This window comes from Mycobacteroides sp. CBMA 271, assembly GCF_009729205.1.
GTDB lineage: Bacteria > Actinomycetota > Actinomycetes > Mycobacteriales > Mycobacteriaceae > Mycobacterium.
Map to the genome: position 1 here is coordinate 486,540 of NZ_VTHB01000004.1, position 14,657 is coordinate 501,196.

16 protein-coding genes and 1 pseudogene are annotated in these 14,657 nt (G+C 65.8%); 7 read left to right on the forward strand and 10 right to left on the reverse strand.

Annotated features, from left to right (window positions below; all coding sequences use genetic code 11):
• Position 1 precedes the first annotated feature (1 nt).
• Positions 2-763 carry a polyprenol monophosphomannose synthase gene (locus tag FZI91_RS13680; RefSeq protein ID WP_162526407.1) on the forward strand — a complete coding sequence of 254 codons (762 nt, stop codon included), beginning with the start codon at positions 2-4 and terminating at the stop codon, positions 761-763.
• 6 nt (positions 764-769) lie between these two features.
• On the opposite strand, the gene FZI91_RS13685 is transcribed toward FZI91_RS13680, so the two are convergent.
• The 3 genes from FZI91_RS13685 to FZI91_RS13695 form a co-directional block, all read right to left on the reverse strand.
• The gene (locus FZI91_RS13685) at positions 770-1,531 is read right to left on the reverse strand and encodes an SDR family oxidoreductase (RefSeq protein WP_155939476.1); all 762 of its coding nucleotides are present in this window, start codon (positions 1,529-1,531) and stop codon (positions 770-772) included.
• A gap of 11 nt (positions 1,532-1,542) precedes the next feature.
• Positions 1,543-1,878: an RNA polymerase-binding protein RbpA gene (locus tag FZI91_RS13690; protein WP_043079148.1), complete on the reverse strand. Its 336-nt coding sequence runs from the start codon at positions 1,876-1,878 to the stop codon at positions 1,543-1,545.
• A 173-nt stretch (positions 1,879-2,051) separates the two neighbouring features.
• Positions 2,052-2,354: a hypothetical protein gene (locus tag FZI91_RS13695; RefSeq protein WP_155939477.1), complete on the reverse strand. Its 303-nt coding sequence runs from the start codon at positions 2,352-2,354 to the stop codon at positions 2,052-2,054.
• Positions 2,355-2,391: 37 nt separating this feature from the next.
• Between FZI91_RS13695 and FZI91_RS13700 the strand changes: the two genes are divergently transcribed.
• The 5 genes from FZI91_RS13700 to FZI91_RS13720 all read left to right on the forward strand — a co-directional run bounded on the left by FZI91_RS13700 (position 2,392) and on the right by FZI91_RS13720 (position 6,490).
• Positions 2,392-2,721, forward strand: coding sequence for a hypothetical protein (locus FZI91_RS13700; RefSeq protein ID WP_162526408.1), 330 nt, complete (start codon positions 2,392-2,394; stop codon positions 2,719-2,721).
• A 64-nt stretch (positions 2,722-2,785) separates the two neighbouring features.
• The gene (locus FZI91_RS13705; protein ID WP_155939478.1) at positions 2,786-3,613 is read left to right on the forward strand and encodes an ABC transporter permease; all 828 of its coding nucleotides are present in this window, start codon (positions 2,786-2,788) and stop codon (positions 3,611-3,613) included.
• 10 nt (positions 3,614-3,623) lie between these two features.
• A complete protein-coding gene (locus tag FZI91_RS13710) occupies positions 3,624-4,373 on the forward strand; it encodes an ABC transporter ATP-binding protein (protein ID WP_155939479.1) in 750 nt (249 codons plus the stop codon).
• Positions 4,318-5,379, forward strand: coding sequence for an ABC transporter substrate-binding protein (locus FZI91_RS13715; protein WP_155939480.1), 1,062 nt, complete (start codon positions 4,318-4,320; stop codon positions 5,377-5,379). Before FZI91_RS13710 ends, FZI91_RS13715 begins: the two co-directional genes overlap by 56 nt.
• 13 nt (positions 5,380-5,392) lie before the next feature.
• Positions 5,393-6,490: an LLM class flavin-dependent oxidoreductase gene (locus FZI91_RS13720; RefSeq protein ID WP_162526409.1), complete on the forward strand. Its 1,098-nt coding sequence runs from the start codon at positions 5,393-5,395 to the stop codon at positions 6,488-6,490.
• Here FZI91_RS13720 and FZI91_RS13725 read toward each other — a convergent pair.
• Positions 6,487-7,374 carry an SCO6745 family protein gene (locus tag FZI91_RS13725; protein ID WP_155939482.1) on the reverse strand — a complete coding sequence of 296 codons (888 nt, stop codon included), beginning with the start codon at positions 7,372-7,374 and terminating at the stop codon, positions 6,487-6,489. The two genes, FZI91_RS13720 and FZI91_RS13725, sit on opposite strands and share 4 nt — an antisense overlap.
• A gap of 68 nt (positions 7,375-7,442) precedes the next feature.
• On the opposite strand from FZI91_RS13725, the gene FZI91_RS13730 reads away from it, so the two are divergent.
• Positions 7,443-7,877, forward strand: a complete 435-nt coding sequence (locus tag FZI91_RS13730) for a pyridoxamine 5'-phosphate oxidase family protein (protein ID WP_155939483.1) — start codon at positions 7,443-7,445, stop codon at positions 7,875-7,877.
• Positions 7,878-7,891: 14 nt separating this feature from the next.
• On the opposite strand, the gene FZI91_RS13735 is transcribed toward FZI91_RS13730, so the two are convergent.
• From FZI91_RS13735 to FZI91_RS13760, 6 genes and pseudogenes are all read right to left on the reverse strand, one after another.
• Positions 7,892-9,616, reverse strand: a complete 1,725-nt coding sequence (locus FZI91_RS13735) for a CocE/NonD family hydrolase (protein WP_239001853.1) — start codon at positions 9,614-9,616, stop codon at positions 7,892-7,894.
• 185 nt (positions 9,617-9,801) lie between these two features.
• Entirely contained in the window at positions 9,802-10,800 is a 999-nt protein-coding gene (gene eccE / locus FZI91_RS13740) for a type VII secretion protein EccE (RefSeq protein WP_162526410.1), read from the reverse strand.
• On the reverse strand, positions 10,800-12,179 hold the full coding sequence (gene mycP / locus FZI91_RS13745; protein ID WP_155939486.1) for a type VII secretion-associated serine protease mycosin: 1,380 nt from the start codon (positions 12,177-12,179) through the stop codon (positions 10,800-10,802). Before mycP ends, eccE begins: the two co-directional genes overlap by 1 nt.
• On the reverse strand, positions 12,176-13,564 hold the full coding sequence (gene eccD, locus FZI91_RS13750) for a type VII secretion integral membrane protein EccD (RefSeq protein WP_155939487.1): 1,389 nt from the start codon (positions 13,562-13,564) through the stop codon (positions 12,176-12,178). Before eccD ends, mycP begins: the two co-directional genes overlap by 4 nt.
• A 66-nt stretch (positions 13,565-13,630) precedes the next feature.
• Entirely contained in the window at positions 13,631-14,530 is a 900-nt protein-coding gene (locus FZI91_RS13755; RefSeq protein WP_309224163.1) for an ESX secretion-associated protein EspG, read from the reverse strand.
• A pseudogene (locus FZI91_RS13760) lies at positions 14,527-14,657 on the reverse strand (WXG100 family type VII secretion target); the annotation flags it as partial. The pseudogene FZI91_RS13760 and the gene FZI91_RS13755, both read right to left, overlap by 4 nt.

The following is a 14,657-nucleotide window of genomic DNA, read 5'->3' on the forward strand; positions in this document are numbered from 1 at the left end:
AGTGGATCCCTCGAGTGAACGTCCGAGCGCCCGGACCCTGGTGATCATTCCGACGTACAACGAGCGGGAGAACCTCCCGCTGATCCTCGATCGGCTGAACAAGGCGCAACCCGACGTGCACATGCTGATCGTCGACGACGGCAGCCCGGACGGCACCGGTGACCTCGCCGACGAGGCCGCGCTCGCCGATCCCGACCGCGTGCACGTCATGCACCGCAAGGAGAAGGGTGGCCTCGGAGCCGCCTACATTGCCGGCTTCGGCTGGGGCCTGGCGCGCCAGTACTCGGTGTTGGTGGAGATGGACGCCGACGGCAGCCATGCCCCCGAACAGCTGTCCCGACTCCTTGAGGCGGTGGACGCGGGAGCCGACCTGGCGATCGGTTCGCGCTACGTGCCCGGCGGCACCGTCGTCAACTGGCCGTGGCGGCGATTGGTGCTCTCGCGCAGCGCGAATGTCTATGCCCGGTTGGTGTTGGGCGTGAAGCCGCACGACATCACCGCCGGATACCGCGCGTATCGGCGCGAGGTACTCGAAAAGCTGGATTTGGCCGCCGTCGAATCGCATGGCTACTGCTTCCAGATCGACCTCACCCTGCGCACGATTGCGCACGGCTTCGAGGTTGCCGAGGTGCCGATTACCTTCACGGAACGTGCGATCGGTGAATCCAAGATGAGCGGATCAATCATCAATGAAGCCCTGGTCAAGGTGACCAAATGGGGTGTGCGAAGCAGGCTCGACAGGGCCCGCGGCGTCAACCGCTGAGAAATCTCAGGCGTTGCGGGCCATTAGGCCGCCGTCGACTGGAATTACCGCGCCGGTGAGGTACGAGGCCACCGGCAGGCACACGCTCAACGTCATGTGCGCTACCTCCTCGGCGCGTCCGTAACGACGCAGCGCGGTGCGTCGGCGTGCGTAGGTGCCCTTGTCGTCATCCGAGATCGCTGACGTCATCGCGGTATCGATCGGCCCAGGGCAGATGCAGTTGACCGTGATGCCGTCGCGTCCCAGGTCGACAGCCAAACTTCTGGTCAGGCCGGCCAGCCCGGACTTGGCCGCGACGTAGGGGCTATCGAACGGCGTGGCGCCAAGGGCCTCGGTCGAGGCGATGTTCACCACCCGCGGGGCGGGGGCATTGCGCAGAAATGGCAACGCCGCGCGGACAATTCGTTGGGGTGCGGTCAGGTGGACAGCAAGCGACCGATTCCACGTGGTGTCGTAGTCGGGGTCGTCGAGCGATCTGAATGCCGCGAACCCGGCGTTGTTAATCACGATGTCCAGGCGCCCAAAATGCTCGGCTATGGCCGCGACGACGTTGGAGATCTGTGCGTCATCGGTGACATCGAGGGCCCAGGCTGCCGCGCATTCACCGAGCTCATCGGCGACGGCTTGCGCATCCTCCAGACGCAGATCGGTGACCGCAACGAAGGCGCCATCTTCGGCGAAAATCCGAGCGGTGGCTCGCCCCATGCCGCTAGCGGCACCGGTGATCAGAACGGCCGAACCCGCGACGGATCTGCCGGACGCACTCATTGGGGCGGTCGCTAGCCCCGGCGCCGGCCCTTGATCAGTTCCAGACGCTCCTTGAGCAGCTCGTCGAGCTCCTCGACGCTGCGACGCTCCAGCAGCATGTCCCAGTGGGTGCGCGGGGGCTTGACCTTCTTGGGCTCGGGCACGTCGCCGTCGAGCAGGGTGCCCTCCAGGCCATTGCGGCAGGCCCAGTTGGCCGGGATCTCGGCATCGTGGGCGAAGGGAACGTCGAATTCCTCACCGTTGTCGGTGCGGTAGCGGGCCATGCGGCGGGGCGCCAGGTCGTGGTCACGATCGGTTTCGTAGCTGACGGCGCCGAGCCGGCTGCCTCGTAGAACACGATCTGCCATGTGTACTTCTCCTCTTCACTGCGCGATGTTGTCCGCGCTCAATTGCTTGTGGCTGTCTACCTCAACGCCATACCCGCGGCATTAGTTCCCTGTTCATGCAGGTGATCACCCTCATTATAGCTGGTGAACGCCATAGTGGCCGTCACCCTGGGACAGGTGCGGCCCGCGTCGCGCTACAGGTCGCCGATTTCGAAGAGGACTGTGTTCAGCGTGTTCAGGACACGGAACTGACCCGTGCGCGGCAGCCACACCACGACGTTGTCTGGGCCAAGGAATTGAATGTCGAGGTCGTCGGTCACGGCGATCCTGTCCGTACGGACATATTCGATAACGCGCACGCCATCGTGCTCGACGCTGAACTCAACGGCGAGCGGCTCTATGAAGAGATTCCATTCGCCGGAGCTCGCTTCGTTCGTGATTCGAAACCTCACGGTCGGTGCGCCGGCAACGTTGAATTCGCTCACGGTGTCCATCATGAAGCAGCCTCACATGTCACCACTACGCTTCTGACTCGTGGCACGTCGCAAACATGCTCAGCCCTGCAAGTGGTGTGGGCGCGAGGTGGACGACGCCGAGTTGGGCCGCCGCCGTCAGTATTGCCGCCAATCCTGTCGCCAGCGGGCCTATGAACAGCGCGCGGCGGTCAAGGGCACCTCGGTGCCTGCCGACGCCGTGGTGCTCACCGCCGACGAGGCGACCGATCTGGCCGATCGGGTGTTTCAGGCGCGCTGCGCCGCCGAGGATGTCGCGACCGCGGTCGAGGAGGGCGCGACCACCGACGAGCTGCGCCAGTTGTGCGAGGAGCTTTTGCGCGCCGCGAAGGCCGCCGACGGCTGGCGCTAGTCCCGTCGAATCAGCGCGAGATTAAACCTTCACGGAATCCACACGCGCCCATAACTTTGCACCAATGACCACGCGCGATTCATTGGTGGCTGCCTCCGCGCCTGCTGCCGATACTCCGGTGGCCTCGCGGCGGGAGTGGATCCGGGGCCGTCGCTGGGAGATCATCCGATTTCTCTCACCGTTCGCGGTGCTCCTCCTGTGGCAGGCGGGCAGCGTCGGGGGCCTCATCGACCCGGACATCCTGCCGGCGCCCTCGACGATCGCGCGGGCCGGAATCGAGTTGATCGGCAATGGCCAGCTCGCCGAGGCGCTGCGGGTCTCCGGGGTCCGTGCCGCCGAGGGCCTGCTGCTGGGCGGCACCATCGGAGTCCTGCTGGGGGCTATGGTCGGCTTGTCCAGGTTGGTGGACGCGGTAGTCGACCCGACCATGCAGATGGTTCGGGCGCTGCCGCACCTGGGGCTCATCCCGCTCTTCATCGTGTGGTTCGGTATCGGCGAGCTGCCCAAGGTGCTGATGGTGGCCCTTGGGGCGGCGTTCCCGCTGTACCTCAACACCACCTCGGCCATCCGGCAGGTAGACCCCAAACTGTTCGAAACCGCTCAGGTGCTTGGATTTTCGTTCTGGCAGCGCTTGCGTGTAATCGTCGTCCCCAGTGCGACGCCGCAGGTCCTAGTCGGATTGCGGCAGTCGTTGGCGCTGTCCTGGCTCACTCTCATCGTCGCCGAGCAGATCAACGCGGATGCCGGGGTGGGTTTCCTCATCAACAATGCTCGCGATTTTCTGCGGATCGACGTCATCATCTTCGGCCTGGTGGTCTACGCACTGTTGGGCATCATCACCGACGCCGTCGTGCGTGTGCAGGAGCGCCGCGCCCTGCGGTACCGATCATGAAAGGAGAATCATGACAGCGGTTTTCGAAATCACCGAGCTGTCTCGGGAATTCGTGACGCCGGCGGCCGAGCTGCGATCGGTGACCAAGTGGTACGGACGCAACCGGGTGCTGGACGACGTCTCACTGCGGGTCGGCCGGGGCGAGATCGTCGCGTTGGTGGGCCGCAGCGGGTCGGGCAAGTCGACGGTACTGCGGGTGCTGTCGGGGCTGGCCGGTGACCATGACGGCGAACGCGAGGTGCGGGGCGCCCCCGCGGTGGCCTTCCAGGAGCCGCGGCTGTTTCCGTGGCGCTCGGTGCGCGACAACGTGTCGTACGGGCTGACCCGCACCAAACTATCTAAGACGGAAGCACTTTCTCGGGTTGATCGGGCACTCGATGAGGTAGGGCTCGCCGAGAAGGCGCAGGCGTGGCCGCTGACGCTCTCGGGTGGGCAGGCGCAGCGAGTGTCCCTGGCCCGGGCGCTTGTCGCGGAGCCGCAGCTGCTGTTGCTCGATGAACCGTTCGGCGCCCTCGATGCGCTGACCCGGCTGTCGATGCACCGACTGCTGCTGAGTTTGTGGCGGGAACACGAATTCGGCGTGCTGCTCGTCACTCACGACGTGGACGAGGCGATATCGCTGGCCGACACCATTCTGGTCCTGGACGAGGGCCGGCTGGCGCACACCTTGCGCATCCGCAATCCCCGTAAACCACACGGCAAGCATGACGCCGAAACCGAAAAGTATCGAGGTGAACTGCTTGCGCAGCTTGGTGTTTAAGACATTCGTCGGCGCAACCGTGATCTCGCTGGCGCTGGCGGCGTGCAGCTCTGGTCGCGATGACAAAGGCGATTCCGGTGTACCGCAGCCGGTCCCGCTCTCCGCGCTGACCGGCCTCACGCTGCATGTGGGGGACCAGAAGGGTGGCACCGAGGCACTGCTGCGCGCGGCGGGGGAGCTCGACAATGTGCCGTACAAGATCGAGTTTTCCACGTTCACCTCGGGTCCTCCACAGATCGAGGCGGCGACCGCGGGCAAGATCGACTTTGCCGTCACGGGTAACACGCCACCCATCTTCGGGGCGGCGGCGAAGGCGAAAATCAAAGTGGTGTCCGGGTATACGAATGATGCCTCCGGCGATCAGATCCTGGTGCCCGCCGATTCCACCATCCATTCCGTCGCGGACTTGCGCGGAAAGAAGGTGGTCGTCGGCAAGGGCAGCTCGGCACATGGGCATCTGCTGCTTCAGCTGCAGAAGGCTAACCTCACCGTCAAGGACATCCAGGTGGTGTTCTTGCAGCCGGCCGATGCGTTCACCGCGTTGAGCCAGGGCCAGACCGACGCCTGGGCGATCTGGGATCCGTATACCGCCATCGCCGAGAAACAGCTCAAGGTACGCACATTGGTGACGGCATCCGGTGTTTCTAACGGGTACGGATTCGGTGTCGCCTCGCAGGCGGCGCTGCGCGATGCCCAACGCAATACGGCTCTTTCGGATCTGGTGCAGCGCATCGCCAGAGCCAGCGCATGGGCCGCGGCGCATCAGCAAGAGTGGTACGCGAAGTATGCCGCCGCCATCGGGATCGACCCTGCAGCAGCTGAGCTGGCGCAGTCGCGCAGCCTGCGCCTGGCGATACCACTTAGCTCCGAGGTGACCGCGTCCGAGCAGAAGCTCGCCGATCTGTTCGCGCAGTCCGGCCAGATCCAGGGCAAGCCCGCGTTTTCCGATTTCGTAGACAACCGTTTCAACGACGCGCTTGCGCAGTTCTTCACCACAAAGACGTAGAAGGGTATTCATCGTGGCCGCCAAGTTTTTCTGGTTTCTCCCCACCAACGGAGACAGCCGCTCGATCGTCGGCGCCTCGCATGCGTCAGCGCACCACACCATCCCGGCGGGGTACCGGGAGCCGACCCTGCGTTATCTCGGCGAGATCGCGCGCGCAGCCGATCGGCTGGGCTTCGAGGGCGTGCTGACCCCCACCGGAACATGGTGTGAAGATGCGTGGCTGACCGCGGCGGGGCTGCTGGAGCAGACCGAGCGCCTAAGATTTCTGGTGGCTTTCCGGCCGGGGTTGGTTCCGCCGACACTGGCCGCGCAGCAGGCGGCGACCCTGCAGCGCTTCTCGAATGGGCGACTGCTGCTGAACGTCGTCAGCGGTGGCGATGACGCCGAGCAGCGCCGCTTCGGGGACTGGCTCACTCACGACGAGCGCTACGAGCGCACCGGGGAGTTCCTGCAGATTGTCCGTGACATTTGGAAGGGCGATCCCGTCAACCATTCCGGGAAGCACTACACGGTGACCGATGCGCGCGTGTCGGATCCGCCAACGCCGTTGCCGCAGTTGTATTTCGGTGGCTCGTCTCCGGCGGCGCTGCCCATCGCGGCCGATCACGTGGACGTGTACCTCACCTGGGGTGAGCCGCCCGCTGCGGCTGCCGCGAAGATCGAGAGAGTGCGGGCCCTGGCCAAGGAGCGGGGGCGCAGCCTGCGGTTCGGTATCCGGCTGCACACCATCAGCCGCGATACCTCCGAGGCGGCGTGGGCCGTCGCCCGCTCGTTGGTCGACGAGCTCACCTCCGATCAGGTTGCCACCGCCACGGCGCTACACGCGAAATCGGAATCCGAGGGGCAGCGGCGCATGACGGCGCTGCACGGTGGGCGGCTCGACAAGCTGGAGATCTACCCGAACCTGTGGGCCGGTGTCGGCCTGGTGCGCGGTGGCGCGGGTACGGCGCTAGTGGGCAGTCACGAAGAGGTCGCCAACCTGATCTCCGAGTATCACGCGCTCGGGTTCGACGAGTTCATCCTCTCCGGCTATCCGCACCTGGAAGAGGCCTACTGGTTTGCCGAGGGAGTGCTGCCGCTGCTCAAGAAGCGGGGAGCGCTGGCCGCCTAACCCAAATGTGCGCTCTCGTCGCTGAGATCATTGTGCTGCAACCCCATTGGCGTTGACGCGGGCAGGTCGCCTCCCGCGATAACCTGGCGGGTGATGGGAGTGAGGGTGCGAAAGAGTGCCTCTACCTCGTCGTCGGTGAGGGCGTCGAGCGTGGGTAGCGATGCCGCATTGGTCCGGTTCTCGATATCGGCCTTGAGGTCTCGGCCCAGCGGAGCCAGCGTGCCGTCGGCGCTCAGTAGGCCACGGGCGATGAGTCCCTGTTCGATGGCGGTCCATTCGGCATCGTCGTAGTCGCGGGTGCGCATGATGATTTCCTTGGGCACCTTCCCGGCCGCCGCATGGAGCACATTGGACTCACGCCCAGTGATGTTCGAGGCGACGAGTCCGGCGACGTGGGCATCGCCGCGCTGTTCACGCAGCAGCGTGGCCGCATGCCATAGCGCAGCAATGGGTTCGTCGGGCCACGGCGCGGCGGTCAGGGCGGCGTAGAGCGGCCGACCGGGCACTGCGGCGTTGCGGGCGGCTTTGCCGAGCAATTGGGCAGCGGCGTATAGGTTTTCGTCATCGATCAGGCCGTAGCGCCGCAACGCCGCGACGGCACCGGACTGCCGGGCGGTCAGGGCCTGTTCGGGGCTGACCGAGTCCCAGGCGCCAGCGAGCGATCTGGCGACCCGGAATGAGGCAAAGTTGTAGAAGATGGCCTCGACGACGGGCGGCGCGACCCTGCCAAGAGGAGCAGATCGGGTGGCGAAGTACCCCCGCCAGAAGCCGCGATAGCCGAGTTCATCCGCCGCGGCGCGCGCCTCGGGCGCGAAGTAGGTGATTGCGTGCACCGGCTCGAACCGCTCGTAGAAGTGTCGGGCCAGGGCTGCGGTGCGTGCCATTGATTCAGTGAACCATGCTGGTCTGTCAGTTCGCTGCGGTTGTCAGTGCCGGCTCGTAGGGTGGTCGTATGGGATTGAGTGTGGAAGAACGACAGGCATTTCTGGCCGAACCCCATGTGGCGGCCATCTCGGTGAGTGGCGGGCCGGACCGCGCTCCGCTGACGGTGCCGATCTGGTACTACTACACCGCTGGTGGCGAGCTGTGGGTTCCGACGGGCAAGGGCTCGCGCAAGCATCAACTGATCGAGGCCGCGGGTCGGCTGACGCTGATGGTCGATCGGGAACAGCCCACGGTGCGGTACGTGAGTGTGGAGGGACCGGTCACCAAGATCGAGCCGCTCGGGCACGATCAGCATCGGCAAGTGGCCGCGCGGTATATCCCCGAAGAACTGCTCGAGGGCTACCTCAAGTACTCGGAGGGATACGGCGAGCAGATCGCGGTGTACGTTTCCCCGGAACACTGGCTCTCGGCGGACCTTGGCGGCCCCGAGAACTGGGGCTAGCGCGGGGCGTTCCCTCAGGGCATCGGAAAACTCTCGGTCCCCGGGGCACCATCGGGGATAACGGGCAGCGTGAGCGTGGACGGGTGCGCCGCATCGTGCAGGATCGTCTGCGTTGCCGTGCGCAGCTCGGTGTTCTCCCCGAACGGCGCTGCCGTGTTCGGGTTGGGCGCGTACTGCGGAAAGTCGCTGCTGGAAATCTCCAACCGGATGCGCTCGCCCGCGCGGAACTGATAGCTCACCGGCCATACGTCGATGCGGTACTGGCTGGGCTGGCCCGGCGGGACGAGACGCCGCTCGGCCAGCGACCCCGCCAACGAGGTGCGGACGATGCCGTTGTTGAGGTTGACGGCGGTGCCAGCGGGTTGCACGACAACCAGTTTCGCGGTGAAGTCGGTATCGGGTGCCGACGATGAGGCCCATAGGTCGACGCGCACCGGCCCGGTGACTTCGGTGTCGGCGGTCAACGGCTCGCTGGTGTAGGTCAGCACATCGGGCCGCTGCTCGATGGCGGTCTGGTCGTAGCGACCTTCGGGGGCTGAATCGGCGGCGCAGCAGGAATGCCCGCCGGCGCTCGGTACCGGATGCGCCGGATCGTAGACGTACGTGTCGGGCGGATCGTGGGGTAGGACCGTACTGCCGAGTGTGCCACCGTGTTTCGCGCCCGGGCCGCCCAGGTGATAGGCGGTCCACTGCGTCTGTGGCAGTGGCCAGGCGGGGGCGCTCTTCCATCGGTTGGCGCCCATCACGTAGTAATCGACGCGCGGTGTCCCGGCGTTCACGCCATTGTCGGCACCCTTGAGGAAGTGATCGAACCAGGCCAGCTGCAGTTCGTTAACGGGGCTGTTGGCGCCGGGGCCAAGTTCCTTCAATAGTGGTGACGGACTTGATGATTCGCGACCCCAGGCCAGATGATCCCAGGGTCCGATGACGATGCGTTGATCCCGGCGTGCCTCCGGCGATCCGCCCCGCGCCGACATCCCGGCGAAGTTCTCGAGTCCACCACGCAGGAACGAGTCGTACCAGCCCTCGAAATGCAGCACCGGGACCTTGACGGCCTCGTACCGGTCGCGGATGCTCCACCGCTTCCAGTAATCGTCCCGTGTGGAATGCCGGATCCAGTCGAAGTACCACGGTGCCACTCGGGGGTTGCCGGGCTGCATTGGTGGAAGATCCTTGTACGGAAGGAAATTCAGCCAGTGATCGGTTTCCTTGTGAGCGGCCTCGAGGCGCTTGACGGCAGTCTCATCGCCCCGGTTCTTCGCCGCGGAGGTAGCGATGGTCTCGATGGCCCACGGCAGCACGAAGCCGAGCCGGAATGCGCCGCCCTCGTATGTCCAGCTGTCGTAGTAATCGGAGGCGGTGTTGGAGGGGACGATCGTCGTCAGGTGGGGGGGAGTCGCGGTGGCGGCCAGCCACTGGGTGGCGCCGACATACGACGAGCCATACATGCCGACCTTGCCGCTGGAACCGGGCAGCCCGGCGGCCCACTCCACCGTGTCGTAGCCGTCGGCACCGTCATTGCCGAACTCGGTGAACACGCCATCGGAGCTACCCTGGCCCCGAACGTCTTGCACCACCACGAGATAGCAGTGCGAGGCGAACCAGTCGGGGCTGCGGAACCGTGACGGCTTAACCTGTGCGCTGTCTTTGCCGTACTGGGTGCGCATCAGGATGACCGGCACCGGGTCCTTGAGCTTGGGCCGGTAGACGTCGGCGCGCAGGGTGACGCCATCGCGCATGGTCGCCGGCACATCGATGTTCTTGGCGACGGCGCAGGGACCCCCGCCCTCCGACGGCGGCCAGGCTGCCGGCGGGGCGGTGGGGGCGCATCCCAGCGCCAGGCCCCCGACCGTCAGGAGAGCTCCGAGACGTCTACCGATGCCGAACCCGGGAATCACCCGGCCAGGGTACCGGCCCGTCATCGTCAGACCAGTGCCGACGCCTCGTTGCGCTGGGCGAGACCCGCCAGGAACTCCGAGGTGACCGCGGTGGCCGCCCCACCGAAGGTATTGGGCGACAGCGGGTTCATGGTCTGCAGAATGCGCAGGTGCTCTCCCCAGAAGGGCGTCAGTCCGTCAAGTGGTGCCCGGGCGGCCGGTTTCTCCGCGGTCCGCAGCGCACAGACTGCGGTCAGCTGTGGCGCAGCGGCGGTCCCGGTGAGCTCGAGCGACGTCCAGCGCTCGGGCAGCGGGGTACTCCAGACACTCCAGAGCGTCTCGGGCAGGTCGCCGTCGACCTTGGCACGGTAGGCGGCCAGATATCCGGCGTCGTCGTCGACGGCGCGCGACCCCTCTTTGGCCTGTGCGGGCAGCGGTGCAGCGGGTCTATCTGCGGCACTGACGTCCCATCCCAGCTCACGGAGATGATCGGACAGTCGCCGCGCCGCCGTACTGGCGGTCTCGCGCAACGGGATCCGCTGCGAGCGCGCCTGCAGTGCGGTGAGGTTGTCCGCGGCGCTCAGGGTCAGACTCACCCAGATCTTGCCCTCGGCGCCATCGATATCCGCCGTGGTGACCCGGATGGAGGAGCATCGCACGCCGTAGCGATCCAGATATCCGGCGAGGAGCCCCACGGGCACATCCTCACCCGACGTGGGTGGCTTCAGCTCAAGTACCACCGTGGTACGCGCGTCAATGCCGTCGGTGACGATCTGAGCGGTATCCGAGGGGGCGCGGCCAGAGAGCCTGCGGGTCAGCAGCTTCGTCCACCGTCCGAGAATCTCGGTGAGGAAGGTGCCGCGCCACCACACCATCAAAAACAGCGCCAGTACTCCGGCGGTGATCGCGATCCAGCGGTCAGCAGGGTCCCGGCGGTAGAGCGCGAAGGCACCCGCGGCGACCAGCGTCGCTACCAGAGTCAACCGAAGTGTGCATGGCACCGGGGGTCGGTACAGCTTCAACTTCTTGTTCGCATTCGTACTCACTAGGTGGTCTCCTGTCTGCGACGCGCACTGAACGCGGCAACGACGATCACCGCGAGCAGGCATACACCGGCGCCCAGGAAAGCGAGCTGCCGGGGAAGGGGGTTTTCGGGGGCGGGGGGAGCGGGCGGGACGATCGCGCGCGCACTGGGGCCCGTGGGTCCGTTCCCGTCTGTGGGGACCTCCCAGGTAAGCGCCGCAACCGGGTCTACGGTTCCGGCTCCCACGAGATTGGACGGAGACCGTCCTGCGTCACGAGCGGTCCGTTGCAGCCGCGAAATAACTTGGCTTGCAGTCAGTTCGGGGAACCGGCTGCGTACCAGGGCGGCAACGCCAGACACATATGCCGCCGCGAAACTCGTTCCCGAGATGGGGTGCGCCTTGCCGTCCTGACCGATCATTCCGTTGGCCAGACCACCTTCGGGGGCGTTGGACAGCGATGTTACGTTCTCGCCGGATGCTGCGATGCCCACCCATGGGCCGGCCATAGTGAACTTCGAGGGGCTGCCGTCGAGAGCCACGGAGCCCACCGACAAGACGTACTGGTGCCACCACGCGGGAACCGAAATCGATTCCACACCAGACCAATTCCTTGGATCGGCGTCATCGGTACCCGATAACGGATTCTGCTGGCAGTTGGCGCCTCCGCCGCTAGTGTTACCGGCCGCCGTGACAACAACCGCGTCCTTCTCGTTGGCGGCGTACCGCAGTGCCGCACCCAAGGCGGCCTGGTCGATGGGCTTGGCCGCCGGGACGCAGACCTGTGCGGAAATATTGATCACGCGCGCACCGAGGTTCGCGGCATGCACGATCGCCCGAGCCAACGTGCTGACGAAGTGGCTGGCGTCGTTGGTAGCCGGATCGCCGCCGGTGATGCGCGGAGAGAACTTCTCAGATTCTTGTCGGATCGAGATCAGCGTGGATGCTGGTGCGACGCCGGAGAACCCGTCCGGACCGGGCTGGCCACCGATGAGGCCGGCGACCATGGTGCCGTGCCCGTCACAGTCGGTCAGACCGCCGGTTGACTGCACATAATCACCGCCCGGCTCGGCATGGAGCCGGGGGCTCGGCTGCACGCCGGTGTCGATGATTGCGACGCTCTGCCCTTCACCCCGCGAGAAGCGCCATGCCGCCTCGATTTCTGGCGATGGTTTTCCAATCGTTTCCTTACCCGGCAGCAGCACGGTGGTGCTGCAGGCGGCGGACTGCATGCCCGCGGTAGCGCTCGGTGCCGAATCTCGGGGCAGCGCAGCGGGATCCGCCTCCGGCTGTGGCACTGCGAATGCGGGCGGAGCCGTCATCGCGAACAGTGTCGCGGCGACGGCGCCCACTTGTGTTAATGCTTTTCGCGCACGCGGCCGATCGCCGAGAAAACGTGTCATCGGTTGAGGATCCAGGCGAACAGCCCGGTGAGGTATGCGATGACCGGCAACAGCGAGGCGTCGATACCGGAGGCGAGGAAACCCAGGAGCCGTCGGCTCGGCAGCGAGTAGCTCTCCGCCTCACCGATTTTCGGGTTGAACACGACCACAGTCAGTGCGGCGACCAGGAGAGCTAGCACGCCGAGCGCAATCAGTGCGCCGGTGTAACGACCCGTGAAAGCGAAAGTCACCAGCAGTGCGGTCGTGACAACGAACGGCACCGACAGCAGCCAGGCCTTGCACGCTGCCGAATCCCACACACGTGCGCGCAATGCTGCGCCGGCACTCACCGCGAACACTAGGTACCAGGTCCACGGGCTCGCCGGGGTCGGGCCGCCCACCAGCGCCAGCGATCCCAGGATGGCCAGAATCGAAGAACCGGCGATGAATCCACTCTGATGTGCATCGCTCAGCTGGACGCGTCGCGGCAGATCCTTGAGCACCGACATCGCCGGAGCGGATGGTGTCGGGTCGCCCGGCGCGGGGATGGTCGGCAGTGGGAATCGTGCGGCAAGTGCCGACAACTGCGCGGCACGAACGGTGATCAGCAGTGCAACGATGATCAGTCCGCAGCCCACGGCGAGTAAAGATGGATGCCAGAGGATCTGGGCGCCCGCAGCAGCCGCGATGCCTACCGAAAGCGCCGTGGTTGCTGTCAAGAAGGCAATCAGTTGGCGCGCCACGATCAAGTAGATCAGCGACCACGCCGCCACTCCGGCGGCGCCCAGAAGCACGCGCGGTGCCAGTTCATCCCCGGGTACGGCCAGGGAAAGTGCGGCAGCAATCGGGGCCAAGGCGGTGACCGCAAGCTCCGCGCCCAGTCGCGGGGAACGCACATGTGCCACCAAGGCGGCGATCGCGGCGGCCACCGCCACCACGGCTAGGCCGGCGAGGCTCAATACCGATCCGGTGCGCACGTTGTGTACGACGGCCAGAACCGTTGCCGCCACAATTAATCCGAGGACACCCGCGCGGGTGACGCGGGCGATGTGCTCGGCCCCCCATGGGTGCTTACGAGACTCGGAGAAGATCACGGCCGCGTCGGCGATGTCCTCGACGATGCCGGGTGCGGCAGGCCCGGCAGGCGTCGGCCGCAGGGTCAGTAGGTCGCCGTCGACGACTCCCACGGTGTCAAGGGTTGCGTCGGCGCTGAACGGGGCACCGTTGACCGGGGCCAGGCTCAGCCGCTGCGGAGTCGTCGCCTCGGTGGCATCGGGGGCCACCATCCGGTGTACCGCAGGAATGATGTCGCGCATCGGCAGCTGTGTCGGCAAAGCGACCTCGGTCAGCTTTTCTTCACCGAGCACGGCTACCCGGACGATGGGCATCACGGCGTTGTCAGACATGGTGTTTCGTATGACTCTCTCGATAGGGGGGTGGAGCTCAACGGGTACTTAGAAATGGGCACTGCATCAGTCGAAATTTCGGGTCAGTCGGGAATCCGGAAACCAATGCCCGCTCGGGAGCGTGGCCATCAACTGCTCGACGGCCACTGCGATCGCGAACGGGTTTCCTGGCGCGAAGGTGGACAGCCAGGTGCCATCATCGGCGCGTCGCGGACTGACCAGGATGCGTCCGGCACTGGTATCTACCACGCTGATGCCCACCTCGGAGGTCTGCTGGGTTGCGTTATCGCGTTGTCCGGCAACTACTTCGACATAGTTTCGATTTCCGGTAAACGCCGATTCCACCACCGTTTGGGCGGCGGGCGGGACGCCCAGGTATCCCATGACATCGGCCAGCGAGGCGCCGGAGCGAAGCTGCTCGTCAGCCTTGGCGCCCACCTGGGTGGGCAGGGTGAACTCAGGGAACCGTGCGGGTGCGCGCCACCGCAAGCCGGCAACCACGCTGGGCACCAGCGCAGAGGGATCGTCGGCGTCGACCGCAGTGAAGGTGATCAGGTGGGCGTTGCGGAGCGACACCACGGTTTGTGGACGGGCGGGCGACTGCGTGCGCGCGATGACGCCGCGCATTAGGTCTGGATTCTCCGAACCCGCTGCCACATAACGCAGCTCCAACCAACGGTCGGGGCGACAGACAGTTCGGATCCACCCGGCCACGGCGGGGTCCACCGCGCCGTCGGCTCCCAGGACACCGGCCCTGGTGAGTTCCTGGATGCGCTGGGCATTGAATCCCGCGCGTTGTGCAACATCGCGGAAGGGGACGGTGATCGCCAGCACCCAGGGAAAGGTGCCGGCGCCCAACGTGTCTGCGAGGAACCAGGCCTGGTCGACCGTCAGCTCGACGGCATCCGGCGACCGGTTGGCCTGGTCCTTCGCACGATCAGGAACCAAGGTTCCGTGGGTGCTTATGCGCCCCACTTGGCTCCTTCGGCCATGTCGCGGGCATTCATCGAGAGTGTGTTGGTCTCGTGAGTGGCACCCATGGCGCGGTAGGCGCGGACGAGTTCTTCCATCGCGGTGTTCCACTGCGCCTGCC